The 21196-nt window shown below is 76.2% G+C and carries 17 protein-coding genes; 8 read left to right on the plus strand and 9 right to left on the minus strand.

Going from position 1 to position 21196, the window contains the following annotated elements:
• Positions 1 to 65: 65 nt before the first annotated feature.
• Genes AB0J00_RS02650 through AB0J00_RS02660 form a run of 3 tightly spaced genes read left to right on the plus strand, consistent with a single transcriptional unit; the run spans position 66 to position 7605 of the window.
• The gene (locus AB0J00_RS02650) at positions 66 to 5114 is read left to right on the plus strand and encodes a DNA helicase (RefSeq protein ID WP_357739742.1); all 5049 of its coding nucleotides are present in this window, start codon (positions 66 to 68) and stop codon (positions 5112 to 5114) included.
• Positions 5115 to 5166: 52 nt separating this feature from the next.
• Positions 5167 to 6561: an FAD-linked oxidase C-terminal domain-containing protein gene (locus tag AB0J00_RS02655; RefSeq protein ID WP_357739745.1), complete on the plus strand. Its 1395-nt coding sequence runs from the start codon at positions 5167 to 5169 to the stop codon at positions 6559 to 6561.
• Positions 6562 to 6600: 39 nt separating this feature from the next.
• Positions 6601 to 7605: a zinc-binding alcohol dehydrogenase family protein gene (locus tag AB0J00_RS02660; RefSeq protein WP_357739747.1), complete on the plus strand. Its 1005-nt coding sequence runs from the start codon at positions 6601 to 6603 to the stop codon at positions 7603 to 7605.
• Between the two features lie 60 nt (positions 7606 to 7665).
• Here the strand turns inward: AB0J00_RS02660 and AB0J00_RS02665 are convergent, their stop codons facing one another.
• Complete coding sequence (locus AB0J00_RS02665) at positions 7666 to 8403, minus strand: SDR family NAD(P)-dependent oxidoreductase (RefSeq protein WP_357739750.1); 738 nt, start codon at positions 8401 to 8403, stop codon at positions 7666 to 7668.
• A 128-nt stretch (positions 8404 to 8531) separates the two neighbouring features.
• On the opposite strand from AB0J00_RS02665, the gene AB0J00_RS02670 reads away from it, so the two are divergent.
• On the plus strand, positions 8532 to 9371 hold the full coding sequence (locus AB0J00_RS02670; RefSeq protein ID WP_357739753.1) for a helix-turn-helix transcriptional regulator: 840 nt from the start codon (positions 8532 to 8534) through the stop codon (positions 9369 to 9371).
• 37 nt (positions 9372 to 9408) lie between these two features.
• Here the strand turns inward: AB0J00_RS02670 and AB0J00_RS02675 are convergent, their stop codons facing one another.
• Positions 9409 to 10371 carry a TIGR03557 family F420-dependent LLM class oxidoreductase gene (locus AB0J00_RS02675; protein WP_357739756.1) on the minus strand — a complete coding sequence of 321 codons (963 nt, stop codon included), beginning with the start codon at positions 10369 to 10371 and terminating at the stop codon, positions 9409 to 9411.
• A 75-nt stretch (positions 10372 to 10446) separates the two neighbouring features.
• Here AB0J00_RS02675 and AB0J00_RS02680 point away from each other — a divergent pair, with 75 nt between their 5' ends.
• The gene (locus tag AB0J00_RS02680) at positions 10447 to 11199 is read left to right on the plus strand and encodes an amidohydrolase family protein (protein ID WP_357739759.1); all 753 of its coding nucleotides are present in this window, start codon (positions 10447 to 10449) and stop codon (positions 11197 to 11199) included.
• Positions 11200 to 11206: 7 nt separating this feature from the next.
• On the opposite strand, the gene AB0J00_RS02685 is transcribed toward AB0J00_RS02680, so the two are convergent.
• Together AB0J00_RS02685 and AB0J00_RS02690 are read right to left on the minus strand one after the other, a co-directional pair.
• Positions 11207 to 11578: a hypothetical protein gene (locus AB0J00_RS02685; RefSeq protein WP_357739762.1), complete on the minus strand. Its 372-nt coding sequence runs from the start codon at positions 11576 to 11578 to the stop codon at positions 11207 to 11209.
• 74 nt (positions 11579 to 11652) lie between these two features.
• Positions 11653 to 11784, minus strand: a complete 132-nt coding sequence (locus tag AB0J00_RS02690) for a hypothetical protein (protein WP_357739765.1) — start codon at positions 11782 to 11784, stop codon at positions 11653 to 11655.
• 121 nt (positions 11785 to 11905) lie between these two features.
• Between AB0J00_RS02690 and AB0J00_RS02695 the strand changes: the two genes are divergently transcribed.
• Positions 11906 to 12511, plus strand: coding sequence for a TetR family transcriptional regulator (locus tag AB0J00_RS02695; RefSeq protein WP_357739768.1), 606 nt, complete (start codon positions 11906 to 11908; stop codon positions 12509 to 12511).
• Positions 12512 to 12515: 4 nt separating this feature from the next.
• Here AB0J00_RS02695 and AB0J00_RS02700 read toward each other — a convergent pair whose 3' ends face one another.
• From AB0J00_RS02700 to AB0J00_RS02720, 5 genes are all read right to left on the minus strand, one after another.
• Complete coding sequence (locus AB0J00_RS02700; protein ID WP_357739771.1) at positions 12516 to 13193, minus strand: biosynthetic peptidoglycan transglycosylase; 678 nt, start codon at positions 13191 to 13193, stop codon at positions 12516 to 12518.
• Positions 13194 to 13473: 280 nt separating this feature from the next.
• Positions 13474 to 14079 (minus strand): isochorismatase family protein, encoded by a 606-nt coding sequence (locus tag AB0J00_RS02705; protein ID WP_357739774.1) that lies wholly within the window; start codon positions 14077 to 14079, stop codon positions 13474 to 13476.
• Positions 14079 to 15950 (minus strand): hydantoinase B/oxoprolinase family protein, encoded by a 1872-nt coding sequence (locus AB0J00_RS02710; protein WP_357739777.1) that lies wholly within the window; start codon positions 15948 to 15950, stop codon positions 14079 to 14081. The genes AB0J00_RS02705 and AB0J00_RS02710 overlap by 1 nt, the downstream gene beginning before the upstream one ends.
• A 3-nt stretch (positions 15951 to 15953) precedes the next feature.
• Complete coding sequence (locus AB0J00_RS02715; RefSeq protein ID WP_357739780.1) at positions 15954 to 18032, minus strand: hydantoinase/oxoprolinase family protein; 2079 nt, start codon at positions 18030 to 18032, stop codon at positions 15954 to 15956.
• Positions 18033 to 18073: 41 nt separating this feature from the next.
• Positions 18074 to 18724: a GntR family transcriptional regulator gene (locus tag AB0J00_RS02720; RefSeq protein WP_357739783.1), complete on the minus strand. Its 651-nt coding sequence runs from the start codon at positions 18722 to 18724 to the stop codon at positions 18074 to 18076.
• Positions 18725 to 18831: 107 nt separating this feature from the next.
• Between AB0J00_RS02720 and AB0J00_RS02725 the strand changes: the two genes are divergently transcribed.
• Positions 18832 to 19722: an oxaloacetate decarboxylase gene (locus AB0J00_RS02725; RefSeq protein ID WP_357739786.1), complete on the plus strand. Its 891-nt coding sequence runs from the start codon at positions 18832 to 18834 to the stop codon at positions 19720 to 19722.
• Between the two features lie 205 nt (positions 19723 to 19927).
• Complete coding sequence (locus AB0J00_RS02730) at positions 19928 to 21088, plus strand: RtcB family protein (RefSeq protein ID WP_357739788.1); 1161 nt, start codon at positions 19928 to 19930, stop codon at positions 21086 to 21088.
• The last annotated feature ends 108 nt before the right edge of the window (positions 21089 to 21196 follow it).

Consider the following 21196-nt stretch of genomic DNA (forward strand, 5'->3'; position numbering starts at 1 on the left):
ACATCCGCACCAGCATGATCACCGGTTGACGGGAACGGTCCGTCCGAGCCGGTAGACACAGCAGCATGGGCGACACCGCTGACCTCCAGCTGAGCACCGGCACCCCGGTGGCCGCGGCGCCGACGGGGCCCTCGCTCGACCTCGACGCGGTGCCCGTGCTCAGCGCCGGGCTCGCGGCCGCCGGCGTCCCGGTGGTCTCCCGGCTGACGGTCACCAGCCCGGCCGACCTCGCCGGACCGGCCGTCGTCCGGCTGGCCGTCCAGGACGCCGAGGGCGCGATCGGCGCCGCGGTCGAGGTGCCGGTCGACCTGGTGCCCGGCGGCGCCACCGTGCTCCCCGACCCGGGGCTGCTGCTGGACCCGGCCACCCTCCGCCAGGTGCCCGAGCGCCGGCCGGGCTGGGTGCGCGCCGAGCTGCACCGCGCCGGCCGGGTGGTCGCCCACCGCCGGGTGCCGGTGCACGTGCTGGCCCCCAGCCAGTGGCTGGCCACCCCGCTGCCGCTGGCGCTGGAGGTGCTGGCCGTCCACGTGCACCCGGACGACGCCGCGCTGACCCCGCTGCTGGCCGGCCTGCCCGCCGGCTCGGGCACCCCCGAGCAGGTCGACCGGCTGGTCGCGACGGCCGCGGACGCGCTGCGCCGCCGGTCGCTGCGCCGGCTGCCCGGCCCGGCCACCTGGGCGGGCATCGGCTCGTCGGTGCGCACGCCCGAGCAGCTCCTCGACGAGCGCGCCGGCACCCCGCTGGACCTCACGCTCGCCCTGGCCGCGCTGCTCGAGCGGGCCGGGCTGCGCCCGCTCGTCGTGCTCGCCGAGGGCGCCGGTGCCGACGAGGCGCACGCGTTCCTGGGCTGCTGGCGCACCACCCGCGCCGCCGACGCGGTCGCGACCACGGACGCCGCGGTGCTCGCCGGCCTGGTGGCCGCCGGCGACGTCCGGCTGGTGGAGACGGCGCTGCTCACCGCGGGCGGCCCGGCCGGTGCGGACCTGCACGCCGCCGCGGCCGACCGCTGGCTGGGCGCCGACCGCGGCCGGCTGCTCGGCGTCACCGACGTCGCCCGGGCCCGCACGGCCGGGTTGCGCCCGCTGGGCTCGCTCGACGTCCCGGCGGTGCCCGCCGAGCTGCGCGCCGCGGCCGGCGACTCGCCGCTCGCCGCCCGGCTGATCGGCCCGGCCGCGGAGCCCGCGCTCCTGCCCGCGCCGGCCGCCGACCTCGACGAGCTCGCCGCCCAGCTGCCGCTGCCGGCCGACGGCAGCCAGCTCGCGGCCGTCGCCACCGCCGACACCGGCACCTCCTTCGTGCTCACCGCCGCCCCCGGCACCGGTGCCACCCAGACGGTCGTGAACGCAGCGGCCCGGGCGGTCGCCACCGGCCGCACCACGCTGGTGGTGGCCCCGCCGGCCGCGCTGGACCCGATCGCCCGCCGGCTCGCCGCCGCCGGGCTCGGCCCGCTCACGCTCCGGCTGGACGGCGCGCGACCGGTCGCCGACCAGCTGCGCACCGCCCTCGCCGCGGCACCGGCCACCGACCCCGGCGCGCTCGCCGCGGCCCGCGCCGACCTCGCCGCGGCGCGCGCGGTGCTGGACCGCTCGGCCGAGCAGCTGCACGCCCGCAACGCGGCCGGCCACTCGACCTGGTCGGCGTCCGCCGTGCTCGCCGGCGCCGGCGACACCCCGGCGCTGCCGGTGCCCGCAGCCTTCGTCGCGGGCACGACCGACGAGGTCACCGCTGAGCTGCGCCGGTCGCTGGCCCTGCTGCCCGACGTCGCCGACCTGGCCCGGCCGGCCACCGGGCACGCCTGGGCCTTCGTCGACGCGGTGGAGCTGGACCTGCCGGCCGTGCACCAGGCCGCCGTCCGGGTCGACCGGGCCGTCCGGGCACTGCCCGGCGAGGGGCGGGTCGCGCACGTCGTCCGCGCCGCCCGCACGCCGGAGGACCTCGACGTCCTCGCGCACCTGCTGACCGGCCCCGCCGTGACGCTGGAGCTGCTCGACGTCAGCCGCGGCGACCGCTGGGCGGCGGCCACGGCGGAGCTGACCGCCGCCGTCGGCGCGCTCACCGGTGCCGCGCACCCCGGGCTGGACCTGGCCACCCCGGCCGCCCTGGCGCTGCCGCTGGCCGAGCTCGACGCGCAGGCGCGGGCCGCCGCGGCGTCGAGCCGCTTCGGTCGCGGCGGCCGGCTCAAGGCGGTGCTCGCCGCCCTGCTCCCGGTGCTGCGCGAGGGCGTGGTGGTCCGGCCGGCCGACGTCCCGCAGCTGACCGGCGACCTGCTGCGGCTGCAGACCGAGGTGCGCGCCCTCGCCGGCCGCGCCGACGCGGTGCCCGGGCTGGCCGTGCCCGCCGGCTGGAACCCGTTCCTGGACGCCGGCCGCTTCACCGTCGACAGCCAGATCGCGTGGCTGCGCCGGGCGGCCGCCGCAGTCGAGGGCGCGACCGGCTTCGCCCCGGCGCTGCGCCGCTTCCTGGCCGCCGGCCCGGTCGCCGACGCCGGCGACGCCGCGCTGGTCGTCGACCTGCGCACCGCGCTCGCCGCGCTGCTGGCCGCCTGCCGCAGCAGCTCCAAGCAGCTGGTCGCCTGGAGCGACGAGTCCGGGCTCGTGCTGCAGTGGACGATGACCCGCCCCGAGCGCGGCGTCGAGTACACCCACCCGATGTCGCTGCGCCGCTGGGTGAGCCTGCTCGACACCCTCGAGCCGCTGCGGATCGCGGGGCTGCACGAGGCCCGCCGGCTGCTGCTCACCGGCGCGGTGCCCGCGCGGGTGGCGCTGCGCGCCTTCGAGCACGGGCTGGCGCAGGCCTCCCTCGCCGAGCGGTGGACGGCCCTCGCGCTGGACGACGCCGACCCGGCCGCGGTCGCCGCGGCCGCGCCCGCGCTGGTCGCCGCCGCCCGGGCGGTCCGCGCGCAGCTGACCACCGCCCTCCCAGCAGCCGCGGTCGCCGCCCGCGACGACGAGGCCCTCGCCGCCTTGCGCCGCGCGCTGGCCGCCGCCCGCCCGCCGGCCGATCGCGAGCTGCTGTCGCGGCACACCGCCGCGGTGCTCACCGCCACCCCGGTCGTGCTCGCCGACCCGGCGGCACTGGCCGACCTCCCCGCCCGCGAGCTGGTCGACCAGGTGCTGGTGTGCGCCGCCCAGCAGCTGACGCTCGCCGACGGCGTCGCCGCCGTGCGCCGCGGCCGCTCCGCGGTGGTCGCCGGCGACCCCTCGCTGCCCGGCCCGGACGACGCGGTGCTGGCCGCCGCCCTGCGCGCCGGGCTCCCCCGCCGGGAGCTCGGCTGGCAGCACCGCAGCCGCGACGAGTCGCTGTTCGCGTTCCCCAACGCCCACGACCACGGCCTCCGGGTGCGCACGGTGCCCGCGCCGCGCTCGGGCCGGTCGTCGGTCGCCGACGGGCGCGGGGTCGCGCTGGTGCGGGTCGGCGCGGTCCCCGGACCGGCCGACCGCCCCGGCACCAACCCGGTCGAGGCCTCGACGGTGGTGGCCGAGGTGCTGCGCCGCTTCGACGCCTCGCCCGCCGCGCTGCCCTCGCTGGCGATCACCACGCTCACCGCGGCGCAGCGCGACCTCGTGCTGGAGCTGCTGCGCGAGTGCGGCGACCCGCGGGTGGCCGCGGCGCTCGACGCCCCCGACGGGCTGCTGGTGCGCGAGCTCGCCGCGGTCGACGGGGCGGCGCGGGACGTCGTCCTGCTGTCCCTGGGCGTCACCCCGGACGCCGGCGGCCGGGTGCCGCTGGACCTCGGCCCGCTGTCGCAGGCCGGCGGCGAGCGGTGGCTCACCGCCGCGGTCACCGCGGCCCGCCGGCAGCTGGTGGTCGTGGCGTCGTTCGCGCCCGCCCAGCTGCCGGCCACCGAGACCGCCGCCGCGGGCGTCCGCCGGCTGCGCGGGTACCTGCTGCTGGCCGAGCGGGGCACCGGCACCCTGCCCGCGCGCGAGCCGGGCACGCCCGACCAGCACGTCGAGGACCTCGCCGCGGCGCTGCGCGGGCGCGGGCTGGTGGTGCGCACCGACGTCGGGCTCGGCGGCTTCCGCGTCGACCTCGCCGTCGCCCGGCTGACCGCCCCCGACTCCCCGGTGCTCGCCGTGCTGCTCGACGGGCCCGCCTGGGCGGCCCGCAGCACCGCCGGCGACCGGGACGAGCTGCCTTTGACCGCGCTGGCCGCGCGCTGGCCGGCGGTCGAGCGGGTGTCGCTGCTGTCGTGGCTGGCCGACCGCCCGGCCGTGGTCGAGCGGCTGGTCGCCGCGGTCGAGGCGACCCCGCTGCCGGCACCGGTCCGCACGCCCGCCCGGGCGCCCCGGGCCCGGCTGGCCCCGGCACCGCGCCGGGCGCCCGAGGCCCCGCCGACCACTCCCCCGGCAGCGCCCGCCGCAGCCGCTCCGGCGCTGGCCCCCGCGCCGCGCGCCGAGCTGCGGCCCGCAGTCCCGGCACCCGCGCCGGTCGCTCCCGCGCCGGTCGTCGACGTCCCCACCGCCGGCACCGCCGCGGCCGACGCACCGGTGGAGCGGCCGCGCCCCGCGCGGTCCCGCCCGGCGGCCCGGACGCGGGCGGCGGCGCCCGCGCCGCTGGACGAGGAGCTGCCGTTCGTCGCCTGGGCGCCGAAGCCGACGGGTGAGAAGAAGCTGCTCGACCAGCTCGCCGACCCCGCCGTCGCCAAGGCCGTGCGCCGGGTGCTGACCGCCGGCGTCAAGGCCGAGGGCCCGGTCAGCGGCGACCGGCTGGCCAGGCTGACCGCCGGCGCCTTCGGCCTGACCCGGGTGGGCCCGGCCCGCCGCGACGCGCTGCTCGCGCTGCTGCCGAAGGGCGCGCTGGCCGACGGGGTCGCCTGGCCGGCCGGCTCGACGGCCGACTCGTGGACCTGGTTCCGCCGGCAGTCCACCGCCGCCGAGCGCCCGCTGGACCAGGTGCCGGCGGTGGAGATCGGCAACGCGATGGTCGGGCTGTGCCGCGCCGACGGCCCGCTCGCCCAGCACGAGCTGTTCCGCCGCACCGGCGCCGTGTTCGGCAACCGCCGGCCCAGCCCCGCGCTGGTCGCCGTCCTCGACGTGGCGCTCGCCCGGGCGCTGGCCGCCGGCCGGCTCACCGAGCTCCCCGACGGCCACCTCCGGGCGTCCCGGCCGTGAAGAGCACCCCGGGCTAGCGTCGGAGCAGCACTCGGCGACGGGAGGACGGGCGATGGCGGCCGACACGGGTCTGGGCAGCAGCACGATCGCGGGCGCGCTGGCGGCGGCGCTGCCTGCCGACCGGCTGGTCACCGACCCGGACGTGCTGGCCGCGTACGCGCACGACGACGCCGAGTGGGCGCCGTGGGAGCTGCCGGCGGCGCTGGTCCGGGCCCGGTCCGCCGAGGAGGTGCAGGCCGTCGTCCGGGCCTGCATCGAGCACCGCGTACCGGTCGTCGCGCGGGGTGCGGGCACCGGGCTGTCCGGCGGTGCGAACGCCGCGGCCGGCTGCGTGGTGGTGAGCCTCGAGCAGATGACCGCCGTCCTGGCGGTCGACGAGCTCGAGCGCTACGCCGTCGTCCAGCCCGGCGTCGTGAACGACGACCTGCGGGCGCACGTCGCGCAGTTCGGCCTCTGGTACCCGCCGGACCCGGCCAGCTCCCCGTGGTCGACGATCGGCGGCAACGTCGCGACCAACGCCGGCGGGCTGTGCTGCGTCAAGTACGGCGTGACCCGCGACTACGTGCTCGCGCTGCAGGTGGTCACCGGCACCGGTGAGCTGGTGCGCCTGGGCCGCCGGACGGCGAAGGGCGTGGCCGGGTTCGACCTCACCGCGCTGATGGTGGGCAGCGAGGGCACGCTCGGCATCGTCACCGAGGTGACCGTCCGGCTGCGGCCGCTGCGCGAGCCGGAGCGCACGGTCGCCGGGTACTTCGACTCGGTGGTGGACGCCGGCCGGGCGGTCACCGCGGTCGCCGCCGCGGGCCTCACACCGTCCGCGCTGGAGCTGGTCGACCGCGCCTGCCTGGTCGCCGTGGACGCCTGGAAGAACATGGGCCTGTCCGCCGACGCGAACGCGGTGCTGCTGGGCCGGGTCGACACCCCGGGCGCGGCCGGCGACGCCGAGGCCGCGGCGATGCTCGCGGCGTTCGAGGGCGCGGGCGCCACCTTCGCCGCGGTCAGCTCCGACCCGGCCGAGGCGGACGCGCTGTTCGCCGCCCGCCGGCTGGCCTACCCGGCGCTGGAGCGGCTGGGCCCGGTGCTCACCGAGGACGTCTGCGTGCCCAAGGGCGCCGTGCCGGAGATGCTCGCCCGGATCGAGGCCATCGGCGCGCGGTACGACACCCACATCGCCAACATCGCGCACGCCGGCGACGGCAACCTGCACCCGCTGCTGATCACCCCGGCCGGCGACGAGCCGGCGCGGGAGCGCGCGCAGCAGGCGTTCGACGCGATCATCGCCGAGGCGCTGGCGCTGGGCGGCACGGTCACCGGGGAGCACGGCGTCGGCCTGCTCAAGCGCGAGGGGCTGCGCCGCGAGCTCGACCCCGCCGTCCTGGAGATGCACCGCGCGGTGAAGGCGGCGCTCGACCCGCACGGCATCCTCAACCCGGGCAAGGTCGTCTGACCGGGGAGTGACCGGCACCACGCTCCTACCGTGGCGTCCATGTCACTCCCCACCCGCAACCGCGCCGTCGTCGCCACCGCGAGCGGCCCGGTCGACGTCCTCACCGACGTCGAGCTCGACGTCCCCACCCCCGGCCCGCGCGACCTGCTGGTCGGCGTGCGCGCCGTCTCGGTCAACCCCGTCGACGTGAAGCTGCGGGGCGGTGCGCTCCCCGGCGGGGACGGCCCCCAGGTGCTCGGCTACGACGCCGCGGGCGTCGTGCTCGCGGTCGGCGACGAGGTCACCGCCTTCGCGGTCGGCGACGAGGTCTACTACGCCGGCTCGATCGCCCGCCCCGGGTCGAACCAGGAGCTGCAGCTGGTCGACGAGCGGGTCGCCGGCCACAAGCCCGCCTCGCTCGACTTCGCCGAGGCCGCCGCTCTCCCGCTGACCACGATCACCGCCTGGGAGACCCTGTTCCTGCGCTGGCGGCTGTCGGCCGACAGCACCGGCACGCTGCTGGTCATGGGCGCCGCGGGCGGGGTCGGCTCGATCCTCGTCCAGCTCGCCCGGCAGCTCACCGGCCTGACCGTGATCGCCGCGGTCGGCCGCCCGGAGTCCCGGGAGTGGACCAGCGGGCTCGGCGCCCACCACGTCGTGGACCGCAACCAGCTGCTCGCCGAGGTCGCGGAGATCGCCCCGCGCGGCGTCGACTTCGTGTTCAGCCCGTTCTCCGCGGGGATGGTGGAGACCTACACGGAGGTCATGGCGATCGGCGGCTCGGTCGTCGCCATCGACGAGCCCGAGGGCGTCGACACGCTGCCGCTGAAGTGGAAGAGCCAGGGCTGGCACTGGGAGTTCATGTTCACCCGGGTGCTGCACGACCCGGAGAGCAGCGCGCACCGCGAGCTGCTCGACGAGGTCGCCCGGCTCGTCGACGCCGGCACGCTGCGGACGACGCTGGGCACCCGGCTGTCGCCGATCGACGCGGCCACCCTGCAGGAGGCGCACCGGCTGCTCGAGTCGTCGTCCACCATCGGCAAGGTCGTCCTCGCCGCGGGGTGACCCGACCGGCGCTGGTGCCCTGCTCACCGTGGTGAGCAGGGCACCAGCGCCCGGGGTGGACTACCCGGCCATCGCGGCGAGCACCTGGTCGTAGGTGCCGTCGACCTCCGCGAACCGCAGCGGGCGCACCCGGTCGACCAGCACCTCGCGGACGCCGGGCTCGCGGGCCAGGATGCCGGCCACCTCGTCGACGAACTCCCCGAGCGGCATCCAGCTCGGGTCAGGGGTGCCGAGCAGCCCGGTCTGCACCGCCGGCGGCACCAGCTCGACCACCTGCACGGCGGTGCCGGCCAGCTGCACACGCAGGCTCTCGGTGTAGGCGTGCACGCCCGCCTTGGTCGCGTTGTACGTCGGCGTCACCGGCAGCGGCACGAACGCCAGCCCGGACGACACCGTCATCACGGTGGCCTGCGGCCGGGCGAGCAGCTGCGGCAGGAAGGCCGCGACCGTGCGGATCGTGCCCAGCAGGTTGGTCGTGACGGTCGCCTCGGCGTCGGCGAGGTGCGCGGGGTCGCGGAGGTCCTCGGTCCGCATGATGCCGGCCATCGTCACCAGCACGTCCAGCGCCGGGAAGCGCTCGGCGGCGACCTCCGCGGCCGCCAGGACCGAGTCCGGGTCGGTGACGTCGAGCTCGAGCGTCCCGATGCCCGGGTGCTCGGCGGCGACCTCGTCCAGCAGGTCCTTGCGGCGGCCGGCCACGACCACCGTGTTGCCGTCGGCGTGCCAGCGCTCGGCCAGCGCCCGGCCGATGCCGGACGTGCCGCCGCTGACCAGGATCGTGTTGCCCGTCGTCCTCATGGGTGTGCTCCTCCGTCGTGGTTGACGGGGACGACCCTGCGGCCCGCGGCGCCGGCGCGGGAGAGGAGCGCCCGTCCACGGACTGCCGGTCCCTGGCTGCGGCGCCGCCGCTGACCGATGATCGGCGCGTGGACCGGAGCGGACTGGCGGACTTCCTGCGGCAGCGGCGGGCGGCGCTGCAGCCGGCCGACGTGGGCCTGCCGCCCGGCGCGCGCCGGCGCACCGCGGGACTGCGCCGGGAGGAGGTCGCCGCGCTCACCGGGATGTCGGCGGACTACTACAGCCGGCTGGAGCAGCGGCGCGGGCCGCAGCCGTCGGAGCAGCTGCTCACCGCGCTGGCCCGCTCGCTGCGGTTGACCCTCGACGAGCGCGACCACCTGTTCCGGCTGGCCGGGCACTCCGCCCCGCTGCGGATGCAGCGCTCCGAGCACGTCAGCCCGCCGCTGCTGCGGGTGTTCGACCGGCTGGCCGACACCCCGGCGCTGATCATGACCGACCTGGCCGAGACGCTGGTGCAGAACGAGCTGGCGACGGCGCTGCTGGGCGACCAGACGCGGTACGCCGGCCCCGCCCGCAGCGCCTACTTCCGCTGGTTCACCGACCCGGACGAGCGCCGTCCGTACCCCCCGGGCGACCACGCGCACCAGAGCCGGATGTACACCGCGGGCCTGCGGGCGGCGCTCACCGCGGACCCCGGCGACCGGCGGGCGCAGGAGGTCGTGCGCGGGCTGCTGGCCCGCAGCACCGAGTTCGCGGCGCTGTGGGAGCAGCACCTGGTCGGCGGGCGGTTCGCCGACGCCAAGACGCTGGTGCACCCGGAGCTGGGCACGATCGACGTCGACTGCCAGGTGCTGTTCACCGAGAACCGGGCGCAGATGCTGATGGTGCTCACCCCGGTGCCGGGCACCGAGAGCGCCCAGAAGATGCAGCTGCTGTCGGTGATCGGCTCCCAGCAGTTCAGCTCCTGAGGGACCGGGAGCGTGCTCCCGGTCCCCCAGAACGACGTCAGGCGCTGAGCGACTTCACCCGCTCGATGAACTCGCTCTTGCAGACGGCGATGAACCCGTCGGGGTCCGGGCCGGTGTTCTGCAGCACCAGGTGGTCGTAGCCGGCCTCGACGTAGGGCTTCACCTGCTCGAGGTGGGCGTCGAGGTCGGGGCCCACGGAGAACTGGCCCTTGATGTCCTCGGCGGTGACCGTGCCGCTGGCCGCGTCGAAGTTCACCGGGTTGGGCAGCTCGCTCATCACCGGCCAGCCGGTCAGCGCCCAGCGGCTCTTCTCCAGCGCCTCCTGCACGGCGGCGTCCTCGGTCTCCGCCCAGCTCAGCGGCACCTCGGCGAACTTCGGCCCGCTGCCGCCGGCCTTGGTGAACTCCTCGATGTAGGAGGCCTCCGGCTCGGTGGCGAACAGCCCGCTGCCGTGGTGCGCCGCCAGCCGGGCGGCACCCGGCCCGCCGGCGGCGACCGCGATGGCCGGCAGCTGGTCGGGCAGGTCCCAGATGCGGGCGTCCTCCAGGGTCAGGTACGTGCCCTCGTAGGACTGGTAGCCGCCCTGCCAGAGCAGGTTGATGATCTCCAGCGCCTCGGTGAGCATGTGGTGCCGGATCCGCACCGCCGGCCAGCCGCCGCCGACGACGTGCTCGTTGAGCCGCTCCCCCGCGCCGATGCCGAGGGTGAACCGGTTGTCCGAGATGATCTGCACGGTCGCGGCGGCCTGGGCGATGATCGCCGGGTGGTACCGGACGATCGGCGCGGTCACCCCGGTGACCAGCCCGATCCGCGAGGTCTGCGCCGCCATCGAGCCGAGCATCGACCAGGTGAACCCGCTATGGCCCTGCTCCTCCAGCCAGGGGTGGAAGTGGTCGCTGAGCTCGACGAAGTCGAAGCCCGCCTCCTCCGCGGCGACCGTCTGCCGGATGATCTCCTTGGGGCCGAACGCCTCGGTGGCGAGCTTCAGGCCGACCTGCATGGTGGGGTCTCCTCGTCTGTACGACAGTCAGCCAGGCGGTGCCCGGCACCCGCCGGGCGGAAACGGGAGCGGCCGGTGCAGGTGTTCGACGCGCACGTGCACGTGATCGACCCGCGGTTCCCGCTGGTGCCGAACCAGGGCTTCGTGCCCGGCCCGTTCGACGTGCCCGCCTACCGCTCAGCGGTCGCCGGCGCGGGTCTGGACCTCCTCGGCGGGGCGCTCGTCGCCGGCTCGTTCCAGGGCACCGACCAGCGCTGGCTGACCACCGCGCTCGCCGAGCTGGGCCCCGGGTGGGCCGGCGTCGCGCAGCTGCCCGCCGACGTGCCGGACGCGGAGGTGCTGCGGCTGGCTGCCGCCGGGGTGCGCGCCGTCCGGTTCAACCTGGCCCGCGGCACCGCACCGGACGCCGCCGCGCTCGTCGCGCTGGCCCACCGGGTGCACGACCTGGCCGGCTGGGGCTGCGAGCTCTACGTCGACTCCGGCGACCTGGCCGCGCTCGCGCCGGTGCTCCGGCAGCTCCCCCGGGTGGGCGTGGACCACCTCGGCATGTCCGGCCGCGGCACGACCGAGCTGCTGCGGCTGGTCGACGGCGGCGCCCGGGTGAAGGCCACCGGGTTCGGCCGGGTCGACCTCGACGTGGCGGCGACCCTGCGCGCAGTGCACGCGGTCGACCCCACGGCGCTGCTGTTCGGCACCGACCTGCCCGGCACCCGGGCCCGCCGCCCGTTCGCGCCGGCGGACGTCGAGCTGCTCATCGACGCGCTCGGCGAGCAGGCGCTGCCCGCGGTGCTGCGGGACAACGCCCGCGCCTGGTACCGCCTCGGCTGAGGCCGGCTCAGCAGTGCCGGCCGGAGTCGACCACCCACGTGCCGTCGCTCAACCGGACGACGTGCAACGTCCAGCCCCCGGAGCGGACGACGGCACCCGACTCGTCGGCCCCGCCGTCGGTCCAGCCGGCCCCGGGGACACCACCGACCCCGCCGTGGTCGGCGAACCACCCCGCCGCCGCGACCGGTGACGGCCGCCCGGCCACCCCGTCCGCGATGGACAGGCTGAAGGCGCTGCACCGGTCCCCGGCCGGCGCGGCAGTGGCGTCCGCCCCGGGATCGATCCCGGGACCAGCAGCTGCCGGTCCCGGCTGCCCGGAGCCGCACGCGGTGAGCAGCCCGGCCGCCACCGCGACCAGCAACGGAAGGCGAGCCCGCACGACGGGAGGATGCCAGGTCAGCGGGCGAACGGGCCCTCGCCCGGCCGGGCGACCTCGCCGAGCCGAGCTCGCGGTCAGCCGAGGTCGCGCGGGCGGCGGGGCGAGGGCCGGCGCAGCGGCCAGCGGAACGGCGGGGTGCCCCGGTCCGGCTCGGCGCACCCGGAGGTGCTCCACCGCGCGGGACGGGACCGGTCGGCACTGGTCATCGCAGGTGCCCCTTCCGGGCGAGTGGGCACCGGAGTGGCGCCCTCCTGCAACATACTTGCTTGCATGCACACAAGCAATGTCCGAGCGGATGCGACCGCTGAGCGGTGGCACAGTGACCCGGTGCCGGAGGACCAGGGGCGACGGACCCAGCAGCAGCGCCGGGCGGAGACCGAACGGCGGGTGGTCGACGCCGCGACCCGGCTGATCGCGGCCCGCGGGTCCCGCGCGGTCACCCTCGGCGAGGTCGGCCGGGAGGCCGGGTACAGCCGGGGGATCGTGCACTCGCACTTCGGCAGCCGGGAGCAGCTGCTGGAGGCCGTCGTCCGGGACGCGCAGCGGTTCCCCGTCCCGGAGGCCACCGGCACCGGGCTCGACCGGCTGACCACCGTCGTCCGGGCCTACCTGGACAACGTGCTGGAGCGGCGGCCGGGCACCGGCGCCTTCCTGCTGCTGTGGGCCGAGTCGATCGCCGGCGAGCCGGGGCTGGAGGCGCTGTTCGGCGAGCGCGACACCGCCTTCCGCGCGGACCTCGCCGCCCTCGTCCGCGCCGGCCTGGCCGACGGGTCGGTGCGGGCCGACGCGGACGCCGACGCCGTGGCGGTGATGCTGGTCGGGCTGCTGCGCGGCATCGGCATGCAGGTGGCCTCGGCGACCGGCGCCGCGGTCGACGACGCGGTCCCCGGGCGCACCGCGTCGTTCGTCGCCGCCGCGCTGCGCGCCCCGTGACCGGTCAGCGGCCGACCAGGCCCCAGTCGTCCTGCGCCACCGCGTCCGCCTGCGCCCGGGTGAGCGTGCCGACCGCGACCAGCCGGTCGAGCACGTGCGCCTGGCGAGCCCGCGCCCGCTCCGGGTGCGCCAGCGGGTCGTAGGCGCTCGGGGCCTGGAACAGGCCGGCGAGCACCGTCGACTGCGCCCAGGTCAGCTGGTCGGCGGGCACGCCGAAGTAGCCCTGCGCGGCGTCGGCGAGACCGTGGAAGCCGTGGCCGTAGTAGCCGTCGTCCAGGTACATCCGCAGCAGCTGGTCCTTGCTCCACGCCCGGTCCAGCTTGAGCGCCAGCGCGACCGCGCGGACCTTCTCCACCGGCCCGTTCTCGCCGTCCTCGTAGACGTTCTTGGCCAGCTGCTGCTCCAGCGTCGCGCCGCCGAGGTCCTGCCCCGTCACCAGCCCCCACGGCTGCCGGAGCACCCCGCGCCAGTCGACGCCGCCGTTGGTGCGGAACCGGCTGTCCTCGGTGGCGATCAGCGCGTCGGCGACCTTCGCCGGGACGGCGCCGTCCAGCGCCGTGGCGCCGTGCGCGGTGAGCCGTGCGGCGACCCGCTGCTGCGCGTCCGCGACGCCCGGGGTGGCGGCCCACGCGACGCCGAGCACGGCGCCGGCCAGCACGGCCAGCACCAGCGCGAGGCGCACGGACCGCCGGACCAACCGGCGCACTCCCGCTCCCACCGCCGTGCCTCCGCTGCGCCGACCGACCCCCGGACCCCAGGGAACGCGGGGCGGCTGGGAGGAGGCTGCGAGCGGGGTGCGGGATCTCGTGATCACCGGGACAGTCGACCGCGCCGCGGCGTCCGCGCGCGTCACCCGGGGACGTGATCTTGCCCAGCGCCCGGCTGCACCCGGGGGCGGACGCGGGTCAGCCCCGGGGAGGAGCAGGCCAGCCCGGGGGCGGACGCGCCCCGGGCCGGCCTGGTCAGAGGTGCCCGAGCGCCTCGGGCAGGTCGACCACGTCGGCGTACTTGGCGTCGAGGTCGGCGAGGTTGGCCTCGTGCACCGCCGGCGTGCGGTCGGCGCAGGCCTGCCGCACCACCTGCGGGCGGAAGCCGGCGTTGAGCGCGTCCATCGCGGTGGCCCGCACGCACCCGGACGTCGAGACGCCGGTGACGACGACGGTGTCCGCGCCGGCCACGTGCAGCGTGGCCGCCAGCGACGTGCCTGCGAAGGCGGAGGCGTACTGCTTGACGAGCACCGTCTCCCCCGCCGCCGGCCGCAGCACCAGCTCGCCCCAGCCCCCGGGCGCGTCCGCGGCGAAGCACGCGAGCGCGGGCACCTTGCGGGCGAACAGGCCGGCGTCGGCGAGCCCGGGGGCGTACCGGACGACGGTCCACACCACCGGCCGGCCGTGCGCCCGCGCCGCGTCGACCAGCTGCTGGGTCGCCGCGACCGCGGGGCCGGGGTCGGGCAGCGCGAACGGCCCGTCCGGCTCGGCGTAGGCGCGCACCAGGTCGACGACGACGACCGCCGGGGCGCTCCCCCAGCCGACCCGGCCGGAGAAGCCCCCGCCGTGCGGCCCGCCCATCAGGTCCAGACCGGGCGCTTCGGTGCAGGCAGCCCGGTCTCCGCCTCGCAGCGGGCCAGCAGCTCCTCGACCGAGGGGCCCATGTCGAACACCGGCAGCTCGGCGGGGCGGTCGGCGCGCATGCGGTCGCGCAGCTCCCCGGTCGCCGCGTCGTCCACGCTGCCGTCGGCGCCGAGCACGACCCCGTACCGGCGGGCGCCCTCGGCGGTGACCAGCCCGCGGCGCACCTCGAGCGCCACCAGCGCCGGGTCGCGCTCGAGCGGGTCACCCCACCCGCCGCCGCCCCAGGTGACGAAGTGCAGCACGTCGCCGGGGGCGACCGGCACGTCGTGGCACTTGCTGGGCAGCACCTGCCGGGTGCCGTCGGGGTGGTCGATCCACTTGGTGCCACGGGCGCCCGGGGCGCCGCCGTTGACGCCCCACGGGTAGGTGAGCCAGCGGTCGTCGTGGATGGCGATCGTGCCCGGCTCGTCGAACCGGTAGGCGACGTCGACCCCGTTGCCGCCGCGGTGCAGCCCGGCGCCGCCGGTGTCGGCGATCGTCTCCCACTTCTCGATCCGCAGCGGGTAGTAGGACTCGAGGTACTCGCACGGGATGTTGGTGAAGCTCGGCCACAGCGAGTGCCCGTCGGGGCCGTCGCCGAGCGGCCGGCCGGGGATGCCGCCGAACCCGATCGAGTACAGCTGGAACCACTCCCCCTTCCGCTCGCCCTGCGAGTAGTGCCCGGAGTACATGAAGTGCGGCGAGGAGGAGAACCCGGCCGCGTTCAGCAGCGCCGGGTTGGTCTGCCCGAGCAGGCCGCCGAACAGGTCGAACACCCGGCCGATGCCGTGGTTGCGGCCGTTGAGCGACGCCGGGTGCGCCGGCTTCCAGTACGAGCCGTCGGGGATGGTGACGTCGACCAGCGGGTAGAAGCCGTCGTTCCACAGGATCTGCGGGTCGGCGACGGTGATCATGTAGATCCCGAAGAACATCCGGGTCAGGTTCTCGTTGATGTAGTAGTTGATCGGCCCGTGCGCCTGCGGCGAGCTGCCGGTGAAGTCCAGGTGCACCTTGTCGCCGGTGCGGGTCAGCGACAGCTTCAGCTCGTAGGGCCCGTAGCCGACGCCGTCGTCGCAGATGTAGTCGGTGAACGACAGCGTCCGGCCCTCCTCGAACACCATCGAGAGCAGCACCTTCATGGCGTCGTAGTTGCGCTGCAGCAGCGCGTCCAGCCCGGACAGGTAGGTCGCCGTCCCGAACCGGTCGCACATCTCCGCGACCCGCCGGGCGGCGGTGCGGCAGGCGGCGACCAGGCCGTTGAGGTCCGCGCGGTTCCAGTCGGGCTTGCGGACCTGGTTGAGGATGATCCGCAGCGCGTCCTCGTTGAGCCGGCCCTGCGCGTAGAGCTTGAAGGGCGGGATGACCACGCCCTCCTCGTAGATGGTCTGCGCGTCGGTCGGCATGGACGACGGCGTCTTGCCGCCCACGTCGGACATGTGCCCGAACATCGCCGACCAGCCCACCAGCCGGCCGCCGTGGAACACCGGGACGACGACGAGCCAGTCGTTGGCGTGGCTGATCGCGGCGCCGCAGGCGTACGGGTCGCTGGTCAGCAGCACGTCGCCCTCCTCGATCGTGCCGTCGAAGCCGTCGAGGAAGTCGGGGATGGACAGGCCGAACTGGCCGACGACCATCTTCCCGTCGGGGTCGGCGATGAGCGGGAACTCGTCGTGCTGCTCGCGGATGCCCGGGCTCAGCGCGGTGCGGAACAGCACCTCGTCCATCTCGTAGCGGGCGTTGCGCAGCCCGTTCTCGATCAGGTCGAGGGTCACCGGGTCGACGTCGGACTTCTCGACCTCGCCGGTCGCGGTCTGGATGATCCGAGCCATGGGTCAGCCCTCCGTGCTCTCGGTGGTCAAGGGGTTGATCAGCAGGGCGCCCGAGGCGTGCACGGTGGCCGCGTGCCCGGGCAGGACGAGGGTGGTGGAGTCCATCTCGGTGACGATCGCCGGACCCCGGACGACATCGCCGGCGCGCAGCCGCCCGCGGTCGTAGACGCCGGCCGGCACGAACTCACCGCCGACGTGGATCGAGTGGTCCTGCACCAGCGCGCCGGCCGGGTCACCGTCGCCCTCGGGCAGCGTCACCGGGGCGACGTCGGGCCGGGGCCCGGTGACCGTGGCGCGGGCGTTGACCAGCTCGTGGTCGACGGTGAGCAGGAAGGAGAACAGCCGGTCGTGCTCGGCGTCGAAGGTCTCCCCCACCCGGTCCAGCGCCGTGCCGAGGTCGTCCAGCCAGGCCGGGTCGACCTGGACGGGGATCTCGAAGCCCTGGCCGTGGTAGCGGACGTCGACCTGGTAGCCGACCGTCTGCTGGTCCTCGGGCAGCCCCTGCGCGGCCAGCCGCCGGCCGGCGTCGGCGGCGAGCTCGCGGAGCACCTCGGCGAGGTCCGCGCCGGTCAGCTCGCCGAACCGGCGCAGCACGGTGCGCGCCGACTCGTCGCGCCGGCTGGTGGTGGCGTCGCCCAGCGCGCACAGCGTGCCCGGCCCCGGCGGGACGACCACCGGCCACGCGCCGGTCAGCTTCCCGAGCGCGTTCGCGTGCAGCGGCCCGGCGCCGCCGAAGGCGACCAGCGCGAAGTCGCGCGGGTCGAAGCCCTGCTGCACCGACACCAGCCGGACGCCGCCGAGCATGTTCTCGTTGACGATGTCGATGATCCCGGCGGCGGCCGCCTCCACCGACTCCAGCCCCATCGCCTCGGCGACCTTGCCGACCGCGGCGCGGGAGGCCTCGACGTCCAGGCTGATCTCGCCGCCGGCCAGCGTGGTGGGCAGGTAGCCGAGCACGACGTTGGCGTCGGTGACGGTCGGCTCGACCCCGCCCTTGCCGTAGGCGGCCGGACCGGGGTCGGCGCCGGCCGACTGCGGCCCGACGCGCAGCGCCCTGGTCAGCTCGGGCACGTGCGCGATCGACCCGCCGCCGGCGCCCACCGTGCGCACGTCGACGCTGGAGGCCCGGACGGCGAGGTCGCCGACCTTGGTCTCCCGGCCGATCCGCGGGTCGAGGCCCTGCACCAGCCCGACGTCGGTGGAGGTGCCGCCCATGTCGAAGGTGATCAGGTCGCGGATGCCGCACTGCTCGGCCACCCAGACCGCGCCGGTGACGCCGCCGGCCGGGCCGGACAGCAGCAGGGTGACCGGGGCGTCGATGGCCGCGCCCGCCGAGGACAGCCCGCCGTCGCTGCGCAGGATCGCCAGCTCGCCCTGCACCCCGCCGTCGCGCAGCTGGTCGGCGAGCGTGGTGACGTACCGCTTCACCTGCGGCTGCACGTAGCCGTTGGCCACGGTGGTCAGCGTCCGCTCGTACTCGCGCAGCTCGGGCAGCACGTCGGAGGACAGCGACACCGGGACACCGGGCAGCAGCTCGGCGGCGAGCTCGGCGATCCGCCGCTCGTGCGCGGGTGCGGCGAAGGAGTTGATCAGCGAGACGGCGAGCGCCTGCACGCCCCGGCCCTGCAGCGTCGCCAGCTGGGCGCGGACGTCGTCCTCGTCGAGCTCGCGCACCACCGAGCCGTCGCTGGCGACCCGCTCGTCGACCTCGACGGTGTTCTCCAGCGCGGCCAGCGGCTCGGGCTTGGGCCAGATGATCCAGCCGGCCAGCCCGCCGGGGACGTACGAGCGGGCGATCTGCAGCACCTGCCGGAAGCCCCGGGTGGTGACCAGCCCGACGGTGGCGCCCTTGCCCTCGAGGATGGCGTTGGTGGCCACCGTCGTCCCGTGCAGCACCGAGCCGACCTCGGACAGGTCGATGCCGGCCTCGGCGCAGGCGCGGGCGATCCCGTTGAGCACGCCGACCGACTGGTCGGCGGGTGTCGAGGCGGTCTTGGCCCGCCACGTGCGGCCGCTGCCCTCCTCGACCAGCAGGACGTCGGTGAACGTTCCTCCGACGTCGACTCCGAGCCGGTAGCTCATCGGGTCTCCTCTCCTCGGGCGGTGCGGTCGGGTGGTGCCGGTCAGTCCTCGCGGTCGCGGGCCGCGCGCACCATGACGGCGCGGGCGTTGTGGATGTGCGCGGTCATCACCGCGGCCGCCCACTCCGGGTCACCGGCGCGCGCGGCGGCCACGATCTCCACGTGGTGGGCCGTGCTGCGGCGCAGCGAGACGCTGTCGTAGGCGTGGAAGTTGCGGGCGACCAGCGGGGAGTGCACCGCGGCCGCGAGCGCGGTGGCCAGCGCCGGCGCGGCGGCCAGCGCGACCAGCCGGTCGTGGAAGGCGCGGTTGAGCGGGACCAGCCCGTCGAGGTCGGCCTCCCCGGTCTCCGCCATGCGGACGGCGAGCTCCTCCAGCTCGTCCAGGTCGGCGGTCGAGGCGTTCGGGACGGCGAGCGCGGTGAGCCGCGGCTCCAGCATCGACCGCAGCGCGAAGACCCCCTCGAGCTCGTCGACGCTCCAACTGGCGACCCGCGCGCCGCGGTTGGGCACGAGCTCGACGAGCCCCTCGGCGGCCAGCCGGCTGAGCGCCTCCCGCACCGGCGTGCGGCTGACCCCCAGCCGCTCGGCGAGCTCGACCTCGCCGAGCCGGGCACCGGCGGTGAGCGCACCGCGGAGGATGTCCTCGCGGAGCACCTCCAGCGCCCGCTCGGCGGACGTCAGCGTCCGTGTCACAGCTCACACCCCCTCGGTGATTGCATGCAAACTATGGCCAGAGGCTTCCCGGGGACAAGCCTCCGCGCGTAAATTCCGCGTGACTGCATACAAGGGGAGGGCTCGTCGTGGCCGATCTGCTGGGGAACCGCCGTCCGTCACCGGGGGCCGAGCTGCGCCGGCTGCTCGCCGCACCGCAACCGCTGGTCGCCCCGGGCGCCTACGACGCGCTGTCCGCGCGGCTGGTCGAGCAGGCCGGGTTCGACGTCGTCTACATGACCGGCTTCGGCACCACCGCCTCGCTGATCGGCCGCCCGGACGTCGGGCTGCTCACCGGCAGCGAGATGGTCGACAACGCCCGCCGGATCGTCTCCGCGGTCGACGTCCCGGTCATCGCCGACGCCGACACCGGGTACGGCAACGCGATCAACGTGGTGCGCACCGTGCAGCTGTACGAGCAGGCCGGGGTGGCCGGGCTGCAGCTGGAGGACCAGGTCGCGCCGAAGAAGTGCGGCCACATGAGCGGCAAGGCCGTCATCGAGACCGCCGAGATGGTGGGCAAGGTGCAGGCCGCGGTCGCCGCCCGCCGCGACCCGGACCTGGTGCTCATCGCCCGCACCGACGCCGTCGCGGTCTCCGGGGTGGGCGACGCGATCGACCGCGCGCGGGCCTACGTCGAGGCCGGCGCCGACGTGCTGTTCGTCGAGGCGCCGACGTCCGAGCAGGACCTCGTCACCATCGCCACCGAGCTGCGCGGCCTGGCGCCGATGGTGTTCAACTGGGCCGAGGGCGGCAAGACCCCGCCGCTGCCGCTCGCCCGGGTCGCCGAGCTGGGCTTCTCGCTTGTCATCTACCCGATCGGCACGCTGCTGGCGGCGACCGCGGGGATCCGCTCGGTGCTGGCGTCGCTGCGCGCCGACGGGGTGCCGGCGCTGGACGGGCTGCCCGCGTTCGACGAGTTCACCGACCTGATCGGCCTGCCCGAGGTGCAGCAGCTGGAGCAGCGCTTCCGCGGCTGACCCCCCAACTCCCCTCCATCCCCGTCTCCCTCTCCCCGCTTTCAGCGCCGAAAGCGCTACCTCTTTCGGCGCCCAAAGCGGTGCCGCTCTCGGCGCCGAGAGCGGGTAATGCGGGTGCGGACCCGGCGCCCACCGCGTTCACTGCACGGGCTGCGCAGCGCCACCCGCACCCCACAGAGACGAGAGAGGGCGACGACAGAGGGCCATGGACAAAATCAACGCACGGCTCTGGAACTGGGCCTCGATCCTCGAGGACAACACCCGGGAGCAGGCCGAGCGCACCGCGGCGATGCCGTTCATCCACCCGCACATGGCGCTCATGCCCGACGCGCACCTGGGCCTCGGCGCCACCGTCGGCTCGGTCATCCCGACCGACGGCGCGATCATCCCGGCGGCGGTCGGGGTCGACATCGGCTGCGGGATGATGGCCGTCCGCACCCAGTTCGACGCCGCCGACCTGCGCGGGGACCTCGCGGTGCTGCACGGCCAGATCGCCCGGGCGGTGCCGCTGTCGGCCGGCCGCGCCAACAAGGAGGTGCTGCCGACCGCCGAGCCGCGGGTCGCGGAGCTCCGGGAGCTGCCCGGCGCCGCCCAGGCCGACGGCGCGGTGCGGAACTGGCCGCTGCAGCTGGGCTCGCTCGGCTCGGGCAACCACTTCATCGAGGTCTCCCTCGACGAGCGGGACCGGGTCTGGCTGTTCCTGCACTCCGGCTCGCGGGGCGTGGGCAACAAGCTCGCGCAGGTGCACATCCGGCGGGCCCAGGAGGTGTGCCGGGCGCAGGGCATCGAGCTCCCCGACCGGGACCTCGCGTACCTGACCGAGGGGACGCCGGAGTTCGACGCCTACATCGAGGCGCTGCGCTGGGCGCAGCGGTTCGCCTGGCTCAACCGCGAGGAGATGATGGACCGGGTCGTCGACCAGGTCGGTCGGTTCCTGCACCAGGACGTGCAGCGGCTCGAAGAGGTGCAGTGCCACCACAACTACACCGAGCGGGAGCGGCACGGCGGCCGCGACGTGTGGCTGTCCCGGAAGGGCGCGATCTCCGCGCGGAAGGGCCAGCCCGGCCTCATCCCCGGCTCGATGGGGACGGCGTCCTACGTGGTGGCCGGCCTCGGCAACGCCGACGCGCTGCAGTCCAGCCCGCACGGCGCGGGCCGGAACCACTCGCGGAACGCGGCGCGGCGGCTGTTCACCCGGGCGGACCTGGAGCAGCGGATGCAGGGCATCGCCTGGGGCCACTCCGACGCGTTCCTCGACGAGCACCCCGATGCCTACAAGAGCATCGACGTCGTCATGGCCGACGCGGCGGACCTGGTGGAGGTCCGGCACACCCTCCGGCAGGTCGTCAACGTCAAGGGCGACTAGGCACCCGGCGCGCGGCCCGGCCATCCCGCGAGCACGAACCGCACCGGCCGGTGCAGCTCCTGCACACCGCGCAGCCAGCCGTTGCCGGCGAGCGCCAGCAGCAGCAGC

This window comes from Modestobacter sp. NPDC049651 (assembly GCF_040659695.1).
Lineage (GTDB): Bacteria > Actinomycetota > Actinomycetes > Mycobacteriales > Geodermatophilaceae > Modestobacter.